Origin of the sequence: Klebsiella sp. CN_Kp091, from assembly GCF_040065095.1 — a bacterium.
Taxonomy (GTDB): Bacteria; Pseudomonadota; Gammaproteobacteria; order Enterobacterales; family Enterobacteriaceae; genus Klebsiella; species Klebsiella aerogenes.
The window spans coordinates 983,798-1,007,586 of sequence record NZ_JBEAIO010000049.1; the positions used below are offsets into that span (position 1 = coordinate 983,798).

Sequence of the window (23,789 nt, forward strand, 5' to 3'; positions counted from 1 at the left end):
GATAATTCCCTGTTGAACAGAATTGTCTCTCATTGACCTCGCGTTTTGACTACCCTCACATTTCCCCCAAATAATTCGCGCAATTAAATAAGCATTAGCCGCCATAAAAAAGCCCGACCAATGGTCGGGCTTTCGTAGCTCTCAGCTTATGACGCGTAGTTATTTGCTGTTACGTGGATCGGTGTCGTACTCGGCGCAGGTCTGGTAGCCAGAGTTCATCACGTGACCGGTTTCGTCCAGCGCGACAAAGTAGGTTTCAATTTTACCATCCCGTTGACCCAGGATATAAGTCTGGCAGGTTCCGCGCGCGTGGATCATGGTGACTTCAGACGACGGTTTACCGGCAATCTGCATAACCTGGCTGCGGGTCATGCCTTTTTTGACATCCTTAACAACTGGCTGTGTGAACTGGTCTTTGGTGCGGTCATAGGCCGTACACCCTGCCAGCATGGTTAATACTGCCGCTGCGCCCATCAATCCTGCTAATTTTTTGTTCATATTCCGTCCTCATTATGTAATCGGCGTGTTTTAAGCCTGGAATAAAAAGCGTTATTTTTCAAGCCAAACGTCGAATTCATGTAAATTCAGAACTTTTCTGGTAACCAGATATGTGCAAAAAAACAGCGACGGAACGAACTCCTCTACGGACTTCCTGACACACCATAAGTAAAGACTATGTCATTGGCTGCCTTCTTTTCCGTCAGTCAGCGGTACCAGCCTTGTCGTTTCAGCAGCAAAGAGGTAGTTTTAGACCATGCTGGTTGCCATACAGGCTCACTTTCCGGAGGGCGTAATGACGCTTCAACAACAAATTATTCAGGCGCTGGGCGCGAAGCCGCAGATTGATGTCGAAGGCGAAATTCGCCGCAGCGTGGATTTCCTGAAATCCTATCTGCAGACCTATCCGTTCATTAAATCACTGGTGCTCGGGATTAGCGGCGGTCAGGATTCGACCCTTACCGGCAAACTCTGTCAGATGGCGATCGATGAGCTGCGCGCTGAAAGCGGCGATCGGAGCCTGCAATTTATCGCCGTGCGCCTGCCCTATGGCGTCCAGGCCGATGAGCAGGATTGCCAGGATGCCATCGAATTTATCCAACCTGACCGCGTGCTGACCGTCAATATCAAAGGCGCGGTGCTGGCCAGCGAGCAGGCGTTGCGAGAAGCGGGTATTGAGCTGAGCGATTTTGTTCGCGGCAACGAGAAAGCCCGTGAGCGAATGAAAGCGCAATACAGTATCGCCGGCATGACCAAAGGCGTGGTCGTGGGAACTGACCATGCCGCAGAAGCGATCACCGGCTTCTTTACGAAATACGGCGATGGCGGAACCGATATTAACCCTATCTTCCGCCTCAATAAACGTCAGGGTAAACAGCTATTGGCGCAGTTGGGCTGTCCTGAGCACCTTTATATGAAGCAGCCGACCGCCGATCTCGAAGATGACCGCCCTTCTCTGCCGGATGAAATCGCGCTAGGCGTGACCTACGAAAACATTGATGACTATCTGGAAGGCAAAACCCTGGACGAGAACATCGCCAAAACCATCGAAGGCTGGTATCTGAAAACCGAGCATAAGCGCCGCCCGCCAATTACCGTTTTCGACGATTTCTGGAAGAAGTAACGATTCCCCGACACCCCGGCCAGCGCCGGGGTTATTTTTTGTCCTTTTCGCCGCAAAATTCGCCTGCTATACTGGATACATAAACAGTATCAGGAGTTGTTGTGGCCAGAAAGCAATCAGCCCCGCGTCTGGAATTTGAGGCGGCGGCAATCTATGAGTATCCCGAACATTTGCGCCCATGGCTGGAGGCCTTGCCAAAGCTGCCGGGGGTATATCAGTTTCATGGTGAAAGCGAAACATTGCCGCTTTATATCGGTAAGAGCGTGAATATCCGCAGCCGGGTGCTGTCGCACTTGCGCACCGCTGACGAAGCCTCCATGCTGCGGCAGGCGCGGCGCATCAGCTGGCAACGCACCGCCGGGGAATTAGGCGCGCTGTTACTTGAAGCGCGGTTAATTAAAGAACAGCAGCCGCTGTTTAATAAACGACTGCGGCGTAATAAGCAGCTCTGCTCCTGGCTGCTGGAGGCGGGTAAACCGCAAATTGTGTATGCGCGAGAAGTCGATTTCTCCCATCAACAGCACCTCTACGGCCTGTTCGCTAACCGCCGCGCGGCCTTCCAGGCGCTGCAGAGCATCGCCGATGAGCACCGTCTGTGTTATGGCATTCTGGGGCTGGAGCCGCTGAGTCGCGGGCGCGCCTGTTTTCGTTCCGCGCTGGGGCGCTGCGCCGGCGCCTGCTGCGGTAGAGAGCGCGTCGAAGAGCATAATCAGCGGCTGCTGGCGCAGATGAGTAAGCTTCAGCTGGTATGCTGGCCGTGGGCAGGCCCGGTGGCGCTGGAAGAGCGCGGTCCGGATATGGTTCAGTATCACATCATTCATAACTGGCTGTGGCTGGGCGCGGTGGATTCAATGACGCAGGCCGCTGAACTCACCACACTGCCAGCCGGTTTCGATCACGATGGCTACAAGATCCTTTGTAAGCCTTTGCTCAGCGGTGAGTATCAGCTGCACCCGCTTGGCTAATGATATCGTAAACGTAAAAAACCGCCGGCCCTGCCCAAAGCCTTAATGGCAATGATTGGGCAAGACCGGCGGTCTTCATTCTTGGCGCTGATTACTCAGCAGGTGCAGGCATTTTACCTTCCGGCGCTTTACGTTCTGTCAGATGCTTCTCAAAATTCGCATTGAACTGTTTTTTCTGTTCTGGCGTCAGGATGTTGTAAATCTTGTTCTGGGTTTCCATACGGGAAAGCATCATCTCTTTATGCTGCGCTTCCATTTTATCAATCTGCGCGCTGGCTTTCGCTTTGTCGAAAGTATCGCTGGCGATCAGATCGTGCATGGCGCGACGTTCGTCAAGGGACGGACGTTTCATGTTCTGGCGCTGGCTTTTCATGATGTCGCGAACCTGCTGTTTTTGCGCATCGGTCAGGTTCAGGTCTTTGAACATCATATCGTGATGACCCGGCATACCTTTATGGTGCATCATCGGTTTGCTGTCGGTTTGGGTGGTGGCGGTAGTATCGGCCGCGTGAGCCAGGTTAGCAGCACCCAGAGCCAGAGTAGAGGCAACAAACAGAGCAGTAATCTTCTTCATGGTTATGTCCTTACTATCAGTTATTCTGACGGCGCATTGCCGTGTTGACGAGATTAACTTTACGCGCTTTATCGTCAATTAGTCAGTGCAAGCGTAAAACAATGAAAGTGTAAAAAACATTTTCTCACCAATTGTGGAGAAAATAAGGAAAATGAGGAGGGATATGCAACAAAAAATAAATAACAAGCTGTTTTATAAGGAAACTGTGAAGATTATAAAACAGTAGAGATTAAAAACAAAGCATTTAACCAGGAATAATCCGCAAACCATATCAATGGCACAAATAAATAAGATCGGCGTACAGCGATATTTCACTCGATATTCACAACCGCGAACAACAACGGCTGTGAATAGTTAAGAAAGGGAATTACAACCGTTCCAGCATCAGCCCAGCCCGTAGCCCTGGCGCCACGCCGGGGTTGGGAAACAGCACGTACTCTTGCGCCTTTTCGACGACATAGCGCGTTTCGCCATCCTCCGCCAGCAGCGTCCCGGCGCTGAACGGCGTAAAATTGAGCGTTTCCCCTGACATATGCAACCGGAACTGGTCGCTGTGGCGCGTGATCTGCTGCACCACCCGGTAGCGCAGCGGCGCAGGCGCCTCTTCCACGGTTAAATCGCCCACCAATAGTCTACTTAACGCCCGCTGCGTCTCTGAGAATTGGGTTAAATCGTTGTCGCCAAAAGGCAGCGCTTTGCCCAACTCCAGCGTACAGGCCAGCGCGGCAAAACGTTCGCAACTAAAGTGGGTAAAGGTTCCCGCCGGTTGTTGATGAAACACCAGCGCCTCCAGCCCGGCCGCGCCAAGCCAGCTGAGAAAATCTTCACTCCACGGCTCCTCGCGTGCCGGCAATACGCCAAAGCGCGGATGCAGCGAGCCGCGAATAGCGGTATGCATATCCAGATGCCAGCGCACGCCATGGCTATCGCTAAAGAAACGCGTCACAGCGCCTTCCAACTGCCGCGCCCGCACCGTTTCACCACCGGGGGCGAATTTGCGCCATCGCTCGCCGAACATGCGGTTCATATCGCTTTCGAGATAGCGTTTATTTTGCCGCAGCGCCGGCGGGTTGCCGAATATCACCAGCACACGCCAGCGCAGCGGCAGTTCGCCACTAAATAACTGCTGAAGCAAAGCGTTAACCATCTCCACCGGCGCGGTTTCATTGCCGTGAATACCGCACGAAAGCACCAGTGAACGTTCGCAGCGCGCATGCGGGGTCAACAGCAGGATGCCGCAATCGATCCAGTGCCAACGAAAATGGGCGGTTTCGCCATGAAATTGATGCGGCCAGCGCCCCGCCAGAGTTAATGCCAGAAAGTCGTCCACGACGCCTCCTCTATTACTGAAACGGATCGAGGAAAGCACGCGAGGCCGACAGTCTGGCCTCGCGTGCCTTAATCAGCTTGCCTGCGATGAAAAATCCAGACCCGGACTGAGCGTCTCCGGTAGCGTCAGTTCGGCAGATTCCAGGCTGGCCATCGGCCAGGCGCAATAATCGGCGGCGTACCAGGCGCCTGGACGATGATTTCCCGAAGCGCCGGTTCCGCCAAACGGCGCGGTACTGGCGGCGCCGGTGAGCGGCTTGTTCCAGTTGACGATCCCGGCGCGGGCCTCCAGCAACAGGCGCTCAAATTTGTCGCGCTCGGCGGAAATCAATCCGCAGGAGAGACCGAACCGGGTGGCGTTAGCCATCGCGATCGCTTGCGTGAAATCGTCATAGCGCCACACGCACAACAGCGGGCCAAAAACTTCTTCATCCGCCACCTGCTGTACGTTGCTCATGTCGATGATCCCCGGCGTCAGCAGCGAGGTACCGTCGCGCAGTAGACGCGGCTCCAGTAACGTCTGTCCGCCGCTCGCCACATGCCCAAGCCAGGCCTGATGCACCTTTTGCGCGGCCTGCGGCGATACCAGTCCGCCCAGGAACGGCTGCGGCTGCGCATCCCACTCGCCGGGAATAAGACGTTGTGACACTGTCACTAAACGCTGCAAAAACGCATCGCCCGTCGCGCCGCGCTTCACCAACAGGCGGCGCGCGCAGGTACAACGCTGCCCGGCGGTGATAAATGCCGACTGGATGGTCAGGTGGACCGCAGCGTCAATATCCTGCGGTTCGTCAACAATCAGCGGGTTGTTGCCGCCCATTTCGAGAGCGAGGATTTTTTGCGGCTGCCCGGCCAGTTGGCGATGCAGTTGGAAGCCGGTCGCGGAGCTGCCGGTGAACAACAGTCCATCGATATCCGCCTGCCCGCTCAGCGCCTCGCCGGTCTCCCGAGCGCCCTGCAGTAGATTCAAGACCCCAGCGGGTAAGCCCGCCTCCGCCCATAGCTTCACCACCGCTTCGCCGGTTTGCGGCGTAAGCTCGCTGGGCTTAAAGACGACAGTATTACCGGCGAGTAGCGCCGGCACGATATGTCCGTTAGGTAAATGGCCCGGGAAGTTATACGGTCCGAACACCGCCAGTACCCCGTGGGGACGGTGGCGCAGCGTGGCGGCGCCGTCGGCCATCGCCGTCTCGCTCTCGCCGGTGCGGCTATGATAGGCGCGCACTGAGATTGCCACCTTATTTATCATGGCGGTAATTTCCGTGGCCGCCTCCCAGCGCGGTTTACCGGTCTCGGCGGCAATAATCGCCGTCAGCTGGCTTTTGTTCTCTTCCAGCAGCGCCGCAAACTTCTCGACGATCGCCTGACGCGCGCTAAATGGCAGGCGGGCCCAGGCGGGAAAAGCCTGACGCGCGGCGCTAACCGCCTGCGCGACCTGCCCGGCGTCGGCGTCATTTCCCTGCCACAGCAGCGCCTGGTTGACCGGGTTATATTTACTGCGCTGCGGGCCGCGCCCGCTTTGCCATTCGCCGTTAATCCATAAACTCATGATGCTTTCTCCTCCGGGATCAGGCGGACCATCCGTACGCGGTCGCCTGGGTGGCATTTCAGCGTATCCAGCTCACGCGCGCTCAGCTGCAACGTTTCGCTATCCGGATCGGCATGGACCAAAATGGCGCGGAACTGCTGATACTGCTCGTTGGTGACCAGACACTGCGGCCACTCTCCCGGCGCAGGCTGCCCTTCTTCCACCGTCAGCAGGCGGCTTTTGCGTATCGCCCGCACCCGGTCGATTTCGCACTCCAGCGTCGGGCCGCCGTCAAAAATGTCGATGTAGTTGTTAAAACGGAAACCTTCTTTTTCCAGTACTGCACGCGCAGGCGCCGTTTGCGGATGAACCTGGCCGATGACCGCCCGCGCTTCATCGGAAAGAAAGTCGATATATAACGGATGTTTTGGCATTAATGCGGCGATAAACGCTTTTTTACCGGTGCCGGAGAGATAATCGGCGCGGGAAAATTCAATCGCGAAGAAGCGCTTGCCGAGGCTTTCCCAGAACGGAGAATAGCCATGCTCATCAATCACGCCGCGCATCTCGGCGACCACTTTGTCATTAAAGTGGTCGCGGAAACCGGCCATAAACAGCAGTCGTGATTTCGACAACAGGTAGCCATTGCCCTCTTTACGCCATGCCGGATCGAGAAACAGCGTGCAGAGTTCGCTACAGCCGGTGTGATCGTTGCTAAGAAACAGCGTTGGCAGCGCGTGATAAACGTTGAGCTCTTTTGATGCATGTACCTGCGTGCCGACCCGATAGTTGTACCAGGGATCGTTGAGGCCAACGGCGACTTCAATCGCGCAGATCCCAACGACCGCGCCGCTGACGCTATCTTCCAGCACAAAGACATAGCCCTGCTCGCTTTTCGGCAGTTCGCCGCGCCAGGTGCGCTGGGAGCGTTCAATGCGGGCAGCCAGCGTGGGTTCGTCCGCCGGCAGCGACGTCAGGCCGCCACCGGTTTCCCCCGCCAGGGCCATCAGCCCCGGCAAATCGGCTTTTTCAACCGGTCGGATCACCATCATGATGAAACTCCCGCAAGGAAGTGACGGCAGGCCAGCTCAAAGCGATCGAGACCGGTGTTCACCTCTTCCTCGCTCACGTTAAGGGCCGGAGCGAAGCGAACGACGTTTGCCCCGGCAATCAGTACCATCAGCCCATCTTCCGCCGCCTGGGTACTAATGGCTTTAGCTTTCCCGGCATATTCGTCGTTCAGTACACAACCAATCAGCAGCCCCAATCCGCGAATTTCCTTGAACAGGCCGTATTTGGCGTTAATCGCGCTCAGGCGTTCGCTAAACCACTGGTGACGTTGTTTAACGCCGTTCAAAAGCGCTGGGGTATTGACGATAGACAGCAGCTCCCCGGCAACAGCGGTGGCGAGTGGGTTGCCGCCGTAGGTCGTGCCATGGGTGCCGACGGTCATCACGCTGGCGCATTTCTCCGTCGCCAACAGCGCGCCGATCGGGAAGCCGCCGCCCAGCGCTTTCGCCGTCGACAGGACGTCCGGCGTCACGGCGTAGTGCATATAGGCATACAATTCGCCGGTACGCCCGACGCCGGTTTGTACCTCATCAAAAATCAGTAGCGCGTTGTGCTGGTCGCACAGTTCGCGCAGGCCGCGCAAAAATTCCGCTTTCGCCGGCACCACGCCGCCCTCGCCCTGCATCGGCTCGACGATCACCGCGCAGGTGTCGTCATTAATCATCGCGCGCGCCGAGTCGAGGTCGTTATAGGTAGCATGTTGGATCTGCGGCGGCAGCGGCGCAAAATCCTGCGAATAGGAAGGCTGGCCGCCAGCGGACACGGTGAACAATGTGCGCCCGTGGAAGGCGTTTTTGAACGCGACAATGCCGCTTTTGTGGCTGCCGTAATGATCGTGGGCGTATTTACGCGCCAGTTTCAGCGCCGCTTCGTTGGCTTCGGCGCCGGAGTTACAGAAGAAAACGCGGTCGGCAAAGGTGGCGTCGATAAGCTGTTTGGCAAGGCGTAGCGCCGGTTCGTTGGTGTAGCCGTTACCGGTATGCCAGAATTTTCCCGCCTGCTCGGTCAGCGCTTTTACTAACTGTGGGTTAGCGTGCCCCAGCGCATTCACCGCGATACCGCCGGCAAAATCGATATACTCTTTCCCCTGCTGATCCCACAACCGTGAACCTTCGCCGCGTACCGGAATAAAAGCCGCCGGCGCATATACCGGCATCATCCATTGATCAAAATTGCTACGCGTAATTGACTGAGACATATCGACCTCTTCCGGTAAATTAAAAGTAAGCACAATGTTAAAATTTATGAGTTATTACGCTGTAAATGTAGATTGCACGCATCGTGCCAGCCAGAGGCAAAAATGCATAAATTGAGCTCAATCACGTGATATCAATGAGTTACAGAAACTAATTATTCAATAAAAATGCATATTTAGTGAATAATCATCAAATAAACGGCGATGGATAGAGGAAAACGACGAGAAGTTATGCAGCGATAAGATATAATTCTGTAATTGTGATCCTCTACGAAATTTATCGTAGATATCTGCGCTTTTTTGGCGCGACATGCGCCAAAACGGTGCATAATTTGTGCGATTCGCTCGCCAACCGCAGTAATCGGTAGAATTAACCACCTGCCGGCAGCCACCATGATGAAATTCTGCTAACATCCTTGCACTATTCACCTTGCACAGTGGCAGCGACTATGAAATTCATCTCTTTTAATATCAACGGCCTGCGTGCCCGCCCCCATCAACTGGCCGCCATCGTCGATAAACATCAGCCCGATGTTATCGGCCTCCAGGAAACCAAAGTACACGACGATATGTTTCCTCTCGAAGAGGTGGCGAAGCTGGGCTACAACGTCTTTTACCATGGGCAAAAAGGCCATTACGGCGTCGCGCTGCTGACCAAAGAGACTCCGATAGCCGTGCGTCGCGGCTTCCCGGGCGACGGCGAAGATGCGCAACGCCGCATCATCATGGCGGAAATCCCCTCGCCGTTTGGCAATGTCACGGTAATTAACGGCTATTTCCCGCAAGGAGAGAGCCGCGACCACGAGACCAAGTTCCCGGCGAAAGCGGCGTTTTATCAGAATCTGCAGAACTACCTCGATACCGAGCTGAACAAAGAAAATCCGGTGCTTATCATGGGCGATATGAATATTAGCCCTACCGATCTTGATATCGGCATTGGTGAAGAGAACCGCAAACGCTGGCTGCGCACCGGTAAGTGTTCCTTCCTGCCGGAAGAGCGTGAATGGATGGATCGTCTGCTGGGCTGGGGCCTGGTGGATACCTGGCGTCACGCCAACCCGGATAATAATGAGCGCTTCTCATGGTTCGATTACCGCTCTAAAGGTTTTGATGACAACCGCGGTCTGCGTATCGACCTGCTGCTGGCAAGCTCGCCGCTGGCTCAGCGCTGCGTCGAAACCGGCATCGATTACGACATCCGCGGGATGGAAAAGCCTTCCGATCATGCGCCGGTATGGGCAACCTTTAAGCCGTAATTCTTCTTGGGGCTCCGGCGCGGAGCCCCGCTATCCTGAGCAAAATCAATAAAGTGAACGGTATACATTGTCGCTCGCGGCAATTTACTATACTGTCGCGCGCACCCGGCGTTTCCTGCCGGGCAAAACGAAGACAGGAGACCCCCATGCAAAAGAAGCCGTTATCCAACACGCTATAAACTGCTGTTTGCCGTACTCCTGTTTGCCCTGCTGGCATGGCTTGTTCATCACGCCGGGCTGACGCGACTGCTCAGCCACCTTCACGATCTTCAATTACTTATTCTGCACAGCGGTAGCGCAGGCTATGCGCTTTATATCCTGCTGTTTATCATCGCCGCCTTGTGCCTGATGCCCGGCAGCGCGTTGGTCATCGTCGGCGGTATGATATTCGGCCCCTGGTTGGGCACGCTTCTCTCGCTTATCGCCGCGACTATCGCCTCATCGCTGTCGTTCCTGCTGGCCCGCTGGCTGGGGCGCGAAGCGCTGCAGCGCTATTGCGGTCACCATGCCGTTTTTCAGGCGTTCGAGCGCGGCATTGCCCGCGGAGGCTGCGATTTTCTGATTTTCACCAGGCTGGTGCCGCTGTTTCCTTATAATCTGCAGAACTATGCCTATGGGTTGACGGCGATCCCCTTCTGGTCCTTTACGTTTATCTCCACCATCGCCACCCTACCGGGATTGTTTATTTATACTTTTATGGCCAGCGAACTGGCCCGCGATGGCATCACCCTGGCCTTTATTGGCAAACTCAGCATCGCCGGCCTGATGCTTTTTGTATTAACCCAGGCCGCCAGGCGGTATGGCCGCTATAAACGCATTAGTGTCGCAACATCCGCGGTAAGCGATGAAAATGGATAACAGAAAACGGCTGTGGCTCTCACGCGGCGCTATCGTCCTGCTGGCGCTGGCGGCGTTCATCGGCTGGTGGTTAATACCGGGCGTACGCTCCTTTGTGCAACATAGCCTTAGCGCGTTTGCCACTCTCGATCAGCAGGCGCTGGAGCGTTTTATTCACGCTTATGGCCCGCTGGCGGCGCTGGTCTCTTTCGGGCTGATGATCCTGCAGGCGATTGTCGCGCCGCTGCCGGCATTTTTAATTACCTTCGCCAATGCTTCGCTGTTCGGCGCACTGTGGGGCGGCGTGTTGTCATGGGTCAGCGCGATGGCTGGCGCGGCGCTGTGTTTTTTTATTGCCCGCGTACTGGGCCGTGAAGTGGTAGAAAAACTGACCGGCAAGACGGTATTACAGAGCGTAGATGGCTTTTTTAGGCGCTACGGCAAGCACACCATCCTGGTTTGCCGCCTGCTGCCCTTCGTCCCTTTCGATCCGGTGAGCTATGCCGCTGGCCTAACCTCAATCCGCTTTCGCCATTTTATGGTTGCCACCGGCGTCGGCCAATTACCGGCGACTATCGTCTACTCGTGGGCCGGAAGCCTGCTGACGGGGGGGCGGTTCTGGCTGCTCAGCGGTTTATCTATTTTGTTCGCTTTAGCTATCGTAGTCGCGATAGTCAAAGCGCAATACGTTGCGCATCACAACAGGAAATCGCCATGAATCTACCGCCGTTAACGTCGATTCCATTGATCCTGCGCCCGCAGGCGTGGCTACACCGTCGCCATTATGGCGCGGTACTCAGCCCTATCCGCTGGTGGGGGCGCATCCCGCTGGCGTTTTATCTGGTCTCAATGTTTGTCGGATATCTGGAACGCCGGCGCTCGCCGCTCGATCCGCTGCTACGCTCGTTGGTGAGCGCCCGTATCGCCCAGTTGTGTCACTGTGAATTTTGCATTGATATCACCAGTATGAAACTGGCGCAGCGCGCCGGCGGCAGCGAAAAGCTATTGGCGGTTAATGACTGGCGCAACAGCGGATTATTCAGCGATAGCGAACGGTTGGCGCTGGAATATGCCGAAGCGGCGAGCATGACGCCGCCCACCGTCGATGATGCGTTGCGCGCCCGGCTGGCGCAGCAGTTCGATGCCCAGGCGTTAACCGAGCTAACCGCGCTGATCGGCCTGCAAAATTTATCCGCACGCTTTAATTCCGCGCTGGCGATCCCGGCGCAGGGCCTGTGCCAAATCCCGAAGCCCGATGTTTCCGACACTCATCCCTAAGGAGTCAATATGCGCAGTCTGCGTTATTGTTTAATTTGGCTTGCCGCGCTGCTGCTGGCCCCGACTCTCGCCAACGCCGACGAGAACTGGCAGAGCATCAGCCAGCAGGCGCGTGGCCAGACGGTGTGGTTTAACGCCTGGGGCGGCGACCCGGCGGTTAACCGCTACCTCGACTGGGTCAGCGCCGAGGTGAAACGCGATTACGCCGTCGATCTGCGTATTGTACATATCGCCGATGCCGCCGATGCCGTTAAGCGTATTCAGACCGAGGCGCGTGCCGGGCGTTCCCGCGGCGGTTCAATCGATTTATTGTGGGTTAATGGCGAGAATTTCCGCACGTTGAAGCAGGCGAATTTACTGCAAAGCGGCTGGGCTGAAAAGCTGCCTAACTGGCGCTACGTCGATACGCGAAAACCGGTTCGCGAAGATTTCTCCCTCGCCACCGACGGCGCGGAATCCCCGTGGGGCGGCGCGCAGCTGACTTTTATCGCCCGCCGATCGCAGCTGGCTGAACCACCGAACAGCGCACAGGCGCTACTGGCTTTCGCCACAGCGCATCCAGGCAGCGTCACCTATCCGCGGCCGCCGGATTTTACCGGCACCGCTTTCCTTGAGCAGTTGCTGGTTGCGTTGACCGATCGGCCGGAGGCCCTGCGACAGCCGCCGCAGGAGACAAGTTTCGCCGCGGTGACCGCGCCGCTTTGGGCCTATCTCGACAGGCTACACCCGCTGCTCTGGCGCCAGGGCCGCGATTTTCCGCTGTCGCCGGCGCGGATGGACGCGATGCTGGCGCAAGGCACGCTACAACTATCGCTGACCTTCAATCCGCTGCATGCGCAGCAAAAAGCCGCCAGCGGCGAACTTCCGCCAGACAGTTATAGCTTCGGTTTTAAACAAGGGATGCTCGGCAACGTGCATTTTGTCGCTATCCCCGCCAACGCCCGCGCGACGGCAGGCGCACAGGTGGTTGCCAACTTCCTGCTGTCGCCACAGGCTCAGTTACGCAAAGCCGATCCGCAAATCTGGGGCGATCCCAGCGTACTCGATCCCGAAAGACTCAACGACGCCCAGCGCGCCGCATTGTACGCCGTACAACCGAAAGCGACGCCGCCGATGCTGGCAGAACCGCACGCCGCCTGGGTTGACGCGCTGGAGCAGGAATGGTTGCGCCGCTACGGTACCCACTAATTGCGCTGACGTGGGGAGCGATAGCGCTTATCTACCTCCCCATGCTTCCCGCCGCCGCTTTGATGGCGATACCCGCCGTCGACGCCGCGGCCTGGCGGGGGCTATTTAGCGATCCGCAGTTGCCGCAGGCGCTGGCCGCGACGCTAGTTTCTACGCTACTGGCGGTGGGCGGCGCGCTGTTCATCACCCTGACGGTGATTGGCGCGTTATGGCCAGCCGCCGGCTGGCAGCGCCTGGCGAGAAGATTACCGCTGCTGCTGGCCGTACCCCATGTCGCTTTCGCCACCGCCGCCCTGCTGCTATTTGCCGAAGGCGGCTGGCTGTATCGTCTGTTTCCCGCCTTGAGCCCACCGGCCGATCGCTACGGTATCGGTCTGGGCCTGACAATGGCGGTCAAAGAGAGCGCTTTTTTACTGTGGGTGGCGTATGGCGTACTGGGCGAAAAACAGCTGGCCGCCCAAACCGTAGTCATGAAAACCCTCGGCTACAACCGCAGGCAATGTCTGCAGTGGATTATTGTACCAGCGCTGCTGCCATCGATGAGCCTTGTTCTGCTGGCCACCGTCGCCTGGAGTCTGTCGGCGGTGGATGTCGCTTTGGTGATCGGTCCTGGAAATCCACCAACGCTGGCGGTACTGGCGTGGCAGTGGCTTAATCAGGGCGATCCGCTGCAACAGGCGAAAGGCGCGCTGGCCAGCCTGCTGCTGCTTGCCTTCACGTTAATCTTCGCGGCCATCGCATCGGTAGGCTGGCGCCGCTGGCGGCAAAGCATTCCCGCACTACGCGGCAAGCGCGCCCCCCCTGCCAACGCAGCGACGGGACATATTCTGGCGCAGGCGGTACCCGCCTGCGGTCTGGTTTGCGCGTTGCTGTTGGCTGGCATTTCACAATGGACGCTGCCAACGGCTGAGGCGATCGGCAACAGCCTCTGGCTGGCGTTAGGCGCGGCGATACTGGGGGCCGCGCTGTGTCTGCTGTGGCTGGAGTTCGGTCCCGCCAGATATAACGGACTCTGGCTGCCATTAATCATCCCGACGCTGCCGCTTGCCGATGGTCAATATCAATTAGCGCTCGCGGGCTGGCTCGACGGTCAATTGATGACGGTATTATGGGGGCATCTGTTATGGGTCGTGCCATGGATGCTGTTTATCCTCTCCCCGGCGTGGCGCAATCTTGATCCACGGCTGTTATTGATTGCCCGTACGCTTGGCTGGCGGCGCGGCCGCCTGTTTTGGTGGGTCAAATTGCCGTCAATGGCGCGCCCGCTGCTCACCGCGCTGGCAGTCGGGTTTTCGGTGAGTATCGCGCAATATCTGCCGACCGTGTGGCTCGGCGGCGGACGGACGCCAACATTGACCAGCGAAGCGGTAGCGTTGAGCAGCGGCGGCGACAGCACGCGGCTTGCCGCGCAAGCGTTATGGCAATTGCTGCTACCGGCGATCTGCTTTATGGTTACTGCGCTGATGGCCTGGTTTATAGGCCGTAGCCGCCGGGGATTACGCTAATGCTAACCGTTCACAACCTGACATTAACCCTCCACCGCCAACCGCTGTTATGTGGAGTAAATTTTTCTGTCGCCCCCGGCGAAGTGTTGACCCTGATGGGCCCATCCGGCAGCGGTAAATCAACCCTTTTTGCCTGGATGATCGGCGCGCTTGCCGACACTTTTCGCGCCGAAGGTGAATTATGGCTCAACGAACGCCGCTGCGACAGGCTCGCCACCGAAGCGCGGCGCATTGGCATCCTGTTTCAGGATGCGCTACTGTTTGACCACTTCAGCGTGGGCAACAATTTACAGCTCGCCCTGCCTGCGGAGATCCGCGGCGCGGCGCGCCAGGTTGAAGTTGAACAGGCGCTGGCGCGCGCCGGTATGCCGGGCTTCGCCTCGCGCGATCCGGCCACGCTCTCCGGCGGACAGCGCGCGCGCGTCAGCCTGCTGCGCGCTCTGCTGGCGAGACCGCAAGCGCTGCTGCTGGATGAGCCTTTTAATCGCCTGGATGCAGAACTTCGCGCCGATTTTCGCCAGTGGGTGTTTGCGGAAATTGACCGGCTGGCAATCCCGGCGCTCCTGGTAACTCACGACAGCCAGGATCTCCCACCGGGCGGACGCTGTATTAATATTGCCGCCTGGCAGGCAAATTCCGCCTAACCTGCGTTATCGCAAAGAAATTCCCTTATCAGGAGCAGAGAATGAGCCCTCCTCTTTCTACCGTCGGGCATTTCGATGAAACGTGTTTCTCAATTGACCGCACTCGCCCTGCTCATGGGGCTTGCTGCTTCCTCTACTTTCGCCGCTGATACCATGCCAACGCTGGACTTTTCAACGCTGCAACAGCGGCACGGCGTAGCGATAGACACTCGCCTCAGCGCTTTCTATAACGGTTGGCCGCAAAGCGCCAACGGCCCAGAGGGCCATGAACCGCAGGCGCTAAATCTCTCTGCTAGCTGGCTTGGCGCAATGAGCAACGAACAACTGCGTGCATGGGCTACTCAGCACCAGCTGCAGGCCGATACGCCAATCGCGTTATATGGCGGCGCTGACGATAACGCCAGGGTTGCGGCGCGCCTAAAAGAAGCCGGATTCACGAAGCTCAGCATGCTTAGCGACGCCTTCAGTCAGAGCGAGCGTCTGCAGAAGCTGCCGCACTTTGAGCAGCTGGTGTATCCGCAGTGGATCCACGATTTACAGCAAGGTAAAACCGTTACCGCCGCCCCGCAGGGCGACTGGAAACTGTTTGAAGTGGCCTGGGGCGCGCCGAAGTTTTATCTGCTGAATCATATTCCCGGCGCCGGTTATATTGATACCAATGAAGTGGAAAGCGAGCCGCTGTGGAACAAAGTGTCCGATGAACAGCTAAAAGCGATGCTGGCTAAACACGGTATTCGCCATGACACCACAGTGATTCTGTACGGCCGCGACGTCTACGCCGCCGCGCGCGTCGCGCAGATCATGCTGTATGCCGGGGTGAAAGATGTACGCCTGCTCGACGGCGGTTGGAAAAGCTGGTCCGACGCGAATCTGCGGGTCGAGCGCGGCATGCCAGCCAAAGAAAAAGCGGTGCCGGATTTCGGCGCGCCGATCCCCGGTCAGCCGCAGTTAATGCTCGATACCGAACAGGCGCGTGGGTTACTACACCGCCAGGATGCGTCGCTGGTCAGCGTCCGTTCGTGGCCGGAATTTATCGGCACCACCAGCGGCTATAGCTACATCAAGCCGAAGGGCGATATTGCTGGCGCCCGCTGGGGTCATGCCGGCAGCGATTCCACGCATATGGAAGACTTCCATAATCCGGACGGCACCATGCGCAGCGCCGATGATATCGCGGCGATGTGGAAACAGTGGAACATTCTGCCCAACCAGCAGGTCTCGTTTTACTGTGGCACAGGCTGGCGCGCCTCGGAGACCTTCATGTACGCCAGAGCGATGGGCTGGAAAAACGTCTCCGTTTATGACGGCGGCTGGTACGAATGGAGCGGTAATCCGCAAAATCCGGTAGCCACCGGCGAACGCGGCCCGGACAGCAGCAAATAATCCTACTACTGAGGGAGGCTCTGGCTTTGCGCCTCCCTCAACGTCAGGTAGCCGCTCCAGATACGGGTGAAGGTCGTCAGCCAGCATAACGCGCCGAAACACCACGCCAGCCAGGTGAAGTGCGCCGGAAACAGGCAACACAGCACAAATAGCAGGATTGTCTCCGTTCCTTCAGTCAACCCGCCTAGATAATAAAATGATTTATGCGCATAGCCCGGATTGGCAATTTGATGCTTTGCCGCAAGGGTCGCAAATGCCAGGAAGCTGCTGCCGGTGCCGATAAACGCAAACAGCAGCCAGCCGCCCGCCAGCGCATTTTGCGCCGGGTCGGCAACAATAAAACCGAACGGCACCAGCGCGTAAAACAAAAAATCGAGCGAAATATCCAAGAACCCGCCGGCGTCGCTGAGACCACGCCGCCGCGCCAGCGCGCCATCCAGACCATCCAGTAACCGGTTCAGCACAATAGCCGCCAGCGCGGCGCCGTACCAGCCGAGCGCCAGAAACGGCAGCGCCAGCACGCCGATAGCAAAACCGAAAAGCGTCAGGCCGTCAGGGGAGATCCCCGGACGGTCGAGCACGCGGGCGATAGCATTCAGTACGGGCTTCAATCGGGGATGCAGGCGGCTATCAAGCACGGTGACGCTCCATCAGGCTAAAAGGTTGTCGGTACAGGGGAAAGACGGAGATAATACGCCATTATGCGCAAGCCCGGTATTTGAATGATTCAGGATAACTATGCAAAAAACGATTGATGTCGTCGCCGCCATTATTGAACGTGACGGCAAAATTCTCCTGGCGCAGCGCCCGCCGCACGCCGATCAACCGGGGCTGTGGGAGTTCGCCGGCGGCAAAGTCGAACATGGCGAAAGCCAGCCGCAGGCGTTAGCCCGCGAACTGGAAGAGGAACTGGCAATTGTTGCGAGGCCAACCCGCTATATCGCCAGCCATCAGCGGGAAGTCTCCGGGCGTTTGATCCACCTGCATGCCTGGTGGGTCGCCGAATTTCGCGGTGAACCCGTCGCCCGTTACCATAGCGAACTGCGTTGGTGTACCCCGGCGCAAGCATTAGCATTTGATCTGGCGCCAGCGGATATTCCTTTGCTGAATGCCTTTATCGCTCAACAGGCAGGTTAGTTTCTCTTCCTCCTCTCCGACCTGGGTCATCGTTTTTAGTTATGACCCTTGTCGAATTATAAATTTTTCTCCGCGCTCAATTTTTCCTTGTCAGCCTAACGATTTCCGGTGTTATAGTCGGAAAAACGGCATTTTCAAGGCCGGGTATAAAAAATAACAAGCAACCACAACCGTAAGGGGAAATTACATCTATGGATCAGGCGTGTACTCTGGAAAGTTTTCTCGCCCGCGTTCAACAGCGCGACCCGCATCAAACTGAATTCGCTCAAGCCGTCCGCGAAGTGATGACCACTCTGTGGCCGTTCCTTGAACAGAATCCGCGCTATCGTCAGCTCAATTTGCTGGAACGCCTGGTCGAACCGGAGCGCGTCATCCAGTTCCGCGTCGTCTGGGTTGACGATCGCAATCAGGTTCAGGTTAACCGCGCCTGGCGCGTGCAGTTCAACTCCGCGATTGGCCCGTACAAAGGCGGCATGCGCTTCCACCCGTCGGTCAACCTGTCGATCCTTAAGTTCCTGGGCTTCGAACAGACCTTCAAAAACGCCCTTACCACGCTGCCGATGGGCGGCGGTAAAGGCGGCAGCGATTTCGACCCGAAAGGTAAAAGCGACGGCGAAGTGATGCGCTTCTGCCAGGCTTTGATGACCGAACTATATCGTCATCTCGGCCCGGACACCGACGTGCCGGCGGGCGATATCGGCGTTGGCGGCCGCGAAGTCGGTTTTATGGCCGGCATGATGCGCAAGCTTTCCAACAATAGCGCCTGCGTCTTCACCGGCAAAGGTCTCTCCTTCGGCGGCAGTCTCATCCGCCCCGAGGCCACCGGTTACGGTCTGGTTTACTTTACAGAAGCGATGCTCAAGCGCCACGGTCTTGGCTTCGAAGGGATGCGCGTCGCGGTCTCCGGCTCCGGCAACGTGGCGCAGTTCGCCATTGAGAAAGCCATGGAATTCGGCGCGCGCGTCATTACCGCCTCCGATTCCAACGGTACGGTGGTAGATGAAGCCGGCTTCACCAAAGAGAAACTGGCCCGCCTGATCGATATTAAAGAGCGTAGCCACGGCCGCGTCGCCGATTACGCGCGCGAATTCGGTCTGACCTACCTCGAAGGCCAGCAGCCGTGGTCAGTGCCGGTAGATATCGCGCTGCCGTGCGCGACCCAGAACGAACTGGACGTCGATGCCGCGCAAATGCTGATCGCCAATGGCGTTAAAGCGGTTGCCGAAGGCGCCAACATGCCCACCACCATTGCCGCCACCGATCTGTTCCTCGACGCTGGCGTGCTGTTCGCGCCGGGCAAAGCAGCCAACGCTGGCGGCGTCGCCACATCCGGCCTTGAAATGGCGCAAAACGCCGCGCGTATGGGCTGGAAAGCGGAGAAAGTGGATGCGCGTCTGCACCACATTATGTTGGATATTCACCACGCCTGCGTCGAGTACGGCGGTGAAGAGAAACAGACCAACTACGTTCGCGGCGCCAATATCGCCGGCTTCGTCAAGGTCGCTGACGCCATGCTGGCGCAGGGTGTGATTTAATCTGTGCCTTTATCCCCGACGCCCGGCGTCGGGGATATCAACGCTACTCCATGGTAATCACCACTTTCCCCAGATGATTACCGCTATCGAGGCAGGCATGCGCCTGCGCGATTTCAGCCATCGGATAGCTGGCGTAAATCAACGGCTTACATTTACCCTGCGACAGCAGCGGCCAGACGTGGTCCTTCAGCGCCTGAGCGATCTGCCTTTTTTCTTCCGCACTTCTGCCGCGCATCGTTGAACCGGTCACGGTCGCGCGCTTGAGCATCAAGGTTTGAATATCAACATCATGGGCGATTCGCCCGCCCATAAAGCCGATAATCACCAGCCGCCCGTCTCGCTTCAGCAGTTCCAGGTTACGATTAAAATAGGGTCCACCCACGATATCGAGAATAACGTCGACGCCTTTACCATCGGTCAGCTGAGTGATTTTCTCTGCGAAATCATCGGTTTTATAATTGATGGCCGTGGCATAAGGACGCAGCGCCGCCACTTTTTCTTCCTGCCCGACGGTGGTATAGACTTTCATACCTAACTCATGACACAACAGGATCGCCGTCGTCCCGATGCCGCTGGCCCCGCCGTGAATCAGGACGCTTTCATGAGGTTGCGCCCGGCCCATCTGAAACAGGTTCGCCCACACGGTGAAGAAAGTTTCAGGTATCGCCGCCGCTTCGCTAAAACTCAGCCCAGGCGGTATTGGCAACGTTTGCCCCGCCGGTACCGCGCAATACTCCGCATAGCCGCCTCCGTTGGTCAGGGCGCAAACCTTATCGCCGGGATGAAAATCCGTCACCTGCGATCCTACCGCCGCGACCACCCCAGCGACTTCCAGTCCGGGTATCGGCGTTACCCCTTCCGGCATCGGATAAACGCCCTGTCGCTGTAAGATATCCGGCCGATTGACGCCAGCCGCTTTAACCTGGATCAGGACGTCGTTATCACCCACCGAAGGGATGTCGCCTTCACCAATCTGAAGAACCTCCGGGCCGCCCGGTTGACTAATTGAGATATACTTCACTGCTCCCCCTCATCATCAGATTGCTGTTACTTTGCATATTCGTCGAGCAACGCTTTTGCCGCCAGTTGACCGAGCGCATTCGCCGCAAATGGACTGTCCCCGGTTAGCACTTTACGGTCCTGATGCACACGACCTTTGATATCGCTATTTACGATCTCAAGCCCCATTGCTTTCAACGCTTCACCAAAATACCAGGTCAGGTGACCGGGCATATAGCCGATATCCGGCGTTTGTTTATCGGCGGCATCTGGAAACGCGCAAATGGCATAACCGTTTAACGGATTCTCCCCACGGCGTAACGCGAGGAACGCCGCCGGGCCGTGACAGAGCGAAATCACAAACCGATCGTGTCGTAGCGCCCAGCGCAGCGTTTCGGCGACGTCTTCACTCTCCGGCAGGCCGATAAGCGCACCGTGGCCGCCGGGAATAAATACCGCCGCATAATCGCTATCAGCATCCAGCTGCGCTAAGACGTCAGAAAGCGCCAGCGGCTGGCGGAACTGCGGCAGATAACGCTCGAAGAACGGCATAATCTTTTGGTCTTCTCGCGGCATCGCCCAGTATTCAAACTTGACCATTTGCCCGGAGAGCGTTGCAATATCAAAATCGAAACCTGCGGCATGCAGATGGTACATCGGCAATAGCGTCTCCACCGGATGATTACCGGTCGAAAAGAGCGTGCCGTTATCGGTGGGCAGATAACGTTCATCGGCGGCGATAACCAGCACTTTACGCCGTCCATTATAACGCCGCGTATAATCAGCGCCGCTAAGGTCAGACACCGCGCTGGTAAATTGGCTGAGAGAATAGGCCGAAGGAAAAAAAGCATTCTCTTCAGCATGGTCCACCTGCGGTTGTTTACTGATTTGTTCGCTCATCATTTTTTCCTTTTCATCTGCGGATATAGCGATTATTCACTGTGAGGCGGCGATATTTCACCGTTCAGCATCGCCACCTGGACGGCCTGCGCCGTGGTCACTACCCTCAAGCGACCGCGCGCATGGCGCAAATGATTCTCCACCGTACGTTCAGAGATCCCCAGCACGGCGGCAATGTCTCCCTGCCTAAGCCCTTTGGCTACCAGAGTAAGTACTTCGATTTCTCTCCGGGTCAGTACGGTTGCATTACCTTTCTCAGCAGAGCTCAACAATCTTCGCGCGCAATGAAATGCCTCTATGCCCAGTAACATCAGCAGCATTTCGGCTCGCGGTGATGCGTCGATGGCCATGCCGCCAAGGCTCAGCGCACCTTCGATACCCGTGTGGCCAAAAATGGGGATCTGCATGCCATGAAGCGCGCCTTTCAGGGGAACGTCGACAATTTGATACTCACCGCTGGCCGTGTCACTACCGGTTTTTCGCCACAAAAATGGCCGGGAGGCATGGATAAAATGCTGGTTGACCGGACAGCGCTGCAGGTAGGTTTGTTCATCTACCTCATCGTCAAACCAGTGCCCTTCAATCCAGTAAATGCGTTCAATATAGGGAGTACGTAGTGGGGAAATAGAAAATAGTACGATCCGGTCATAGCCAAAAGCAGACATCACATTTCTGACGTGTCGTTGCAGTTCAGCCATGGTGCTGACTGACCTGATTTTGAGGATACTGTCCATTGGATCGTTTACCATCATTATCCCTTCTTTAACATCAATGCCCCTAGTTTAGAGCAAGAAGGCGGAAATGATATGCGGGAAAACCCTCAGCCGGGTTAAGCGCCCTCAGGCAGAAGTGCGTTTTAGCTAAGCCCCTCAGTGGCGAGGGGCGGAGAAATTATTGCGGATTTTCCGGCGCGATATCCGCCGCCGGCTTTTTCCCTTTCGGCTTGCCCTTCCCTTTACTAAACGACTTTTTCGCTCCGCCTGGCGCGGCCAGCCCGCGGAACTGGCGCACCGGCGTGCTCCGCGCCTGATCGATAAGCTGGAACAGCGTCCCCACCAGCGGCTGCATAAAGTCCTGATAGCGGCATTGTTTTTCGCTGATTTGCGTCAATACCGATTCCCAATGGGCGGTCATATCCGGGCGCGCGGCCATTTCCGGCAGGGAATGGATTAGCGCCCGACCAGCGTCCGATGAGTGGATATAGCGCCCCTTTTTATTCAGGAAACCGCGCTTAAACAGCAGCTCTATAATCCCGGCGCGGGTCGCTTCCGTCCCCAGACCGTCGGTCGCGCGGAGGATCTTTTTCAGTTCTTTATCCTGCACAAAGCGGGCAATACCGGTCATCGCCGACAGTAGCGTGGCGTCGGTAAAGTGGCGCGGCGGCTGGGTCTGTCGCTCCACCACTTCACCTTTTTCGCACAATAGCTCATCGCCTTTGGCGACCACCGGCAGCGGCGTACCATCGTTCTCTTCGTCACGCTCTTTATTACCAAGCAGCGCGCGCCAGCCCGCTTCGGCGAGGAAGCGCGCCTTGGCGACAAATTTGCCGTTAGCAATATCAAGGTCAATCTGGCACTTGCGGAATACCGCATCCGGGCAGAACTGCATCAGATATTGCCGGGCAATCAGGTTATAGACTTTCTCTTCGTTATCGTTGAGTTTGACCTGACTGCTGCGCGCGGTTGGGATAATCGCGTGGTGCGCATCGACCTTTTTATCATCCCAACAGCGGTTGCGGATCTCCGGATCCATCACCGGCTGCGGTAGCAGATCCGGCGCATGGACGCTAATCGCATTCAGTACTGCATGGCGGCCGGCAAAATGTTCTTCCGGCAGGTAGCGGCTATCCGAACGCGGATAGGTAATCAGTTTGTGGGTCTCATACAGTTTCTGGCAGATATCCAGCACGTTCTGCGCGCTGAAGCCGAAGCGTTTGGCCGCTTCGATCTGTAATGCTGACAGCGAAAACGGTAGCGGCGCCGGTTCGGAATCGCGCTTATCGTTATAGCCGGTCACGATTGCCGGCTGGCCTTCGATACGTTTAACCACATGCTCGGCCAGCGGACGATGCAGTAAACGCCCCTCTTCATCCTGATAGGGTTCGCAGGCTTCGCTTGGCACCCAGGTGGCGATAAACCGCTCATCTTTTGGCGTGACAATATGCGCTTTGACGTCAAAGAAATCTTTGGCGACGAAGTTCTCTATCTCTTCATCGCGACGTACCACCAACCCCAATACCGGCGTCTGTACGCGGCCAACCGACAACACCCCCTGATAGCCGGCATTACGCCCGAGAATGGTGTAGGCGCGGGTCATGTTGATGCCGTACAGCCAGTCGGCGCGAGCGCGGGCCAGCGCCGATACGCACAGCGGGACAAATTCGCTGTTCGCGCGCAGGCGGTTAATTGCCCGTTCAACCGCCTGTGGGTTCAGGTCGTTAATCAGGCAACGCTGCACCTGCTGGCGCTTTTCCGGCGCCAGCTGCAGGTAGTCCAACACTTCATCGACCAGCAGTTGCCCTTCTCTATCCGGGTCTCCCGCGTGAACCACTTCCTGCGCCTCGCCAAGCAGGCGCTTGATGACGTTCAGCTGTTTCGTGACCGACGGTTTTGGTTGCAGTTGCCACTTTTCCGGTACGATAGGGAGGTCAAGCAGGTTCCAGCGCGCATAGCGGCCGTCATAAACATCCGGCTGCGCCTGCTCCAGCAGGTGGCCGATACACCAGGTGACCACCTGCCCGTTGCCGCACTCAATAAAGCCATCGCCTTTACGATGCGGTTTAGGCAACACATCGGCGATAGCGCGACCAAGGCTCGGTTTTTCTGCAATAAACAACCGCATCTA

23 protein-coding genes are annotated in these 23,789 nt (G+C 57.1%); 12 read left to right on the plus strand and 11 right to left on the minus strand.

Annotated features, from left to right (window positions below; genetic code table 11):
* Positions 1–159 precede the first annotated feature (159 nt).
* Positions 160–498, minus strand: a complete 339-nt coding sequence (gene osmE / locus ABLV17_RS25310; RefSeq protein WP_045393231.1) for an osmotically-inducible lipoprotein OsmE — start codon at positions 496–498, stop codon at positions 160–162.
* A gap of 295 nt (positions 499–793) precedes the next feature.
* Here osmE and nadE point away from each other — a divergent pair, with 295 nt between their 5' ends.
* Complete coding sequence (nadE, locus tag ABLV17_RS25315) at positions 794–1,621, plus strand: ammonia-dependent NAD(+) synthetase (protein ID WP_348854769.1); 828 nt, start codon at positions 794–796, stop codon at positions 1,619–1,621.
* A 101-nt stretch (positions 1,622–1,722) separates the two neighbouring features.
* A complete protein-coding gene (cho, locus tag ABLV17_RS25320) occupies positions 1,723–2,586 on the plus strand; it encodes an excinuclease Cho (protein ID WP_213794827.1) in 864 nt (287 codons plus the stop codon).
* A 91-nt stretch (positions 2,587–2,677) separates the two neighbouring features.
* Here cho and spy read toward each other — a convergent pair whose 3' ends face one another.
* The 5 genes from spy to ABLV17_RS25345 form a co-directional block, all read right to left on the minus strand.
* On the minus strand, positions 2,678–3,160 hold the full coding sequence (gene spy, locus ABLV17_RS25325) for an ATP-independent periplasmic protein-refolding chaperone Spy (RefSeq protein ID WP_015366179.1): 483 nt from the start codon (positions 3,158–3,160) through the stop codon (positions 2,678–2,680).
* Between the two features lie 367 nt (positions 3,161–3,527).
* A complete protein-coding gene (astE, locus tag ABLV17_RS25330; protein WP_213794828.1) occupies positions 3,528–4,490 on the minus strand; it encodes a succinylglutamate desuccinylase in 963 nt (320 codons plus the stop codon).
* A gap of 72 nt (positions 4,491–4,562) precedes the next feature.
* A complete protein-coding gene (gene astD, locus ABLV17_RS25335) occupies positions 4,563–6,038 on the minus strand; it encodes a succinylglutamate-semialdehyde dehydrogenase (protein ID WP_213794829.1) in 1,476 nt (491 codons plus the stop codon).
* The gene (gene astA / locus ABLV17_RS25340) at positions 6,035–7,069 is read right to left on the minus strand and encodes an arginine N-succinyltransferase (RefSeq protein WP_213794830.1); all 1,035 of its coding nucleotides are present in this window, start codon (positions 7,067–7,069) and stop codon (positions 6,035–6,037) included. Before astA ends, astD begins: the two co-directional genes overlap by 4 nt.
* Positions 7,066–8,286 carry an aspartate aminotransferase family protein gene (locus ABLV17_RS25345; RefSeq protein WP_087859342.1) on the minus strand — a complete coding sequence of 407 codons (1,221 nt, stop codon included), beginning with the start codon at positions 8,284–8,286 and terminating at the stop codon, positions 7,066–7,068. Before ABLV17_RS25345 ends, astA begins: the two co-directional genes overlap by 4 nt.
* 446 nt (positions 8,287–8,732) lie before the next feature.
* On the opposite strand from ABLV17_RS25345, the gene xthA reads away from it, so the two are divergent.
* The 8 genes from xthA (at position 8,733) to ABLV17_RS25385 (ending at position 16,374) form a co-directional block, all read left to right on the plus strand.
* A complete protein-coding gene (gene xthA, locus ABLV17_RS25350) occupies positions 8,733–9,539 on the plus strand; it encodes an exodeoxyribonuclease III (RefSeq protein ID WP_045393250.1) in 807 nt (268 codons plus the stop codon).
* A gap of 198 nt (positions 9,540–9,737) precedes the next feature.
* The gene (locus ABLV17_RS25355; RefSeq protein ID WP_213794841.1) at positions 9,738–10,397 is read left to right on the plus strand and encodes a TVP38/TMEM64 family protein; all 660 of its coding nucleotides are present in this window, start codon (positions 9,738–9,740) and stop codon (positions 10,395–10,397) included.
* A complete protein-coding gene (locus ABLV17_RS25360; RefSeq protein WP_183269065.1) occupies positions 10,384–11,094 on the plus strand; it encodes a TVP38/TMEM64 family protein in 711 nt (236 codons plus the stop codon). The genes ABLV17_RS25355 and ABLV17_RS25360 overlap by 14 nt, the downstream gene beginning before the upstream one ends.
* The gene (locus tag ABLV17_RS25365) at positions 11,091–11,654 is read left to right on the plus strand and encodes a carboxymuconolactone decarboxylase family protein (protein WP_087859338.1); all 564 of its coding nucleotides are present in this window, start codon (positions 11,091–11,093) and stop codon (positions 11,652–11,654) included. The genes ABLV17_RS25360 and ABLV17_RS25365 overlap by 4 nt, the downstream gene beginning before the upstream one ends.
* A gap of 9 nt (positions 11,655–11,663) precedes the next feature.
* Entirely contained in the window at positions 11,664–12,842 is a 1,179-nt protein-coding gene (locus ABLV17_RS25370; protein WP_213794831.1) for an ABC transporter substrate-binding protein, read from the plus strand.
* Positions 12,815–14,347, plus strand: coding sequence for a thiamine ABC transporter permease (locus ABLV17_RS25375; RefSeq protein ID WP_348854771.1), 1,533 nt, complete (start codon positions 12,815–12,817; stop codon positions 14,345–14,347). The genes ABLV17_RS25370 and ABLV17_RS25375 overlap by 28 nt, the downstream gene beginning before the upstream one ends.
* Positions 14,347–14,991 (plus strand): ATP-binding cassette domain-containing protein, encoded by a 645-nt coding sequence (locus ABLV17_RS25380; RefSeq protein WP_348854772.1) that lies wholly within the window; start codon positions 14,347–14,349, stop codon positions 14,989–14,991. The genes ABLV17_RS25375 and ABLV17_RS25380 overlap by 1 nt, the downstream gene beginning before the upstream one ends.
* A 75-nt stretch (positions 14,992–15,066) precedes the next feature.
* Entirely contained in the window at positions 15,067–16,374 is a 1,308-nt protein-coding gene (locus tag ABLV17_RS25385; RefSeq protein WP_348854773.1) for a rhodanese-like domain-containing protein, read from the plus strand.
* 5 nt (positions 16,375–16,379) lie between these two features.
* Here the strand turns inward: ABLV17_RS25385 and ABLV17_RS25390 are convergent, their stop codons facing one another.
* Positions 16,380–17,012, minus strand: coding sequence for a CDP-alcohol phosphatidyltransferase family protein (locus ABLV17_RS25390; RefSeq protein ID WP_348854774.1), 633 nt, complete (start codon positions 17,010–17,012; stop codon positions 16,380–16,382).
* Positions 17,013–17,112: 100 nt separating this feature from the next.
* On the opposite strand from ABLV17_RS25390, the gene ABLV17_RS25395 reads away from it, so the two are divergent.
* Together ABLV17_RS25395 and gdhA are read left to right on the plus strand one after the other, a co-directional pair.
* The gene (locus ABLV17_RS25395) at positions 17,113–17,511 is read left to right on the plus strand and encodes a pyrimidine (deoxy)nucleoside triphosphate diphosphatase (protein WP_087859332.1); all 399 of its coding nucleotides are present in this window, start codon (positions 17,113–17,115) and stop codon (positions 17,509–17,511) included.
* 191 nt (positions 17,512–17,702) lie between these two features.
* Positions 17,703–19,046: an NADP-specific glutamate dehydrogenase gene (gdhA, locus tag ABLV17_RS25400; protein WP_015705776.1), complete on the plus strand. Its 1,344-nt coding sequence runs from the start codon at positions 17,703–17,705 to the stop codon at positions 19,044–19,046.
* A gap of 43 nt (positions 19,047–19,089) precedes the next feature.
* Here gdhA and ABLV17_RS25405 read toward each other — a convergent pair whose 3' ends face one another.
* The 4 genes from ABLV17_RS25405 to ABLV17_RS25420 all read right to left on the minus strand — a co-directional run bounded on the left by ABLV17_RS25405 (position 19,090) and on the right by ABLV17_RS25420 (position 23,786).
* Positions 19,090–20,067: an NAD(P)H-quinone oxidoreductase gene (locus tag ABLV17_RS25405; protein ID WP_045393270.1), complete on the minus strand. Its 978-nt coding sequence runs from the start codon at positions 20,065–20,067 to the stop codon at positions 19,090–19,092.
* Between the two features lie 26 nt (positions 20,068–20,093).
* Positions 20,094–20,945 carry a glyoxalase III HchA gene (gene hchA, locus ABLV17_RS25410; protein WP_087859329.1) on the minus strand — a complete coding sequence of 284 codons (852 nt, stop codon included), beginning with the start codon at positions 20,943–20,945 and terminating at the stop codon, positions 20,094–20,096.
* A 32-nt stretch (positions 20,946–20,977) separates the two neighbouring features.
* A complete protein-coding gene (locus ABLV17_RS25415) occupies positions 20,978–21,697 on the minus strand; it encodes a PA1136 family autoinducer-binding transcriptional regulator (protein WP_348854775.1) in 720 nt (239 codons plus the stop codon).
* A 139-nt stretch (positions 21,698–21,836) separates the two neighbouring features.
* Entirely contained in the window at positions 21,837–23,786 is a 1,950-nt protein-coding gene (locus tag ABLV17_RS25420; protein ID WP_087859328.1) for a DNA topoisomerase III, read from the minus strand.
* Between the last annotated feature and the right edge of the window lie 3 nt (positions 23,787–23,789).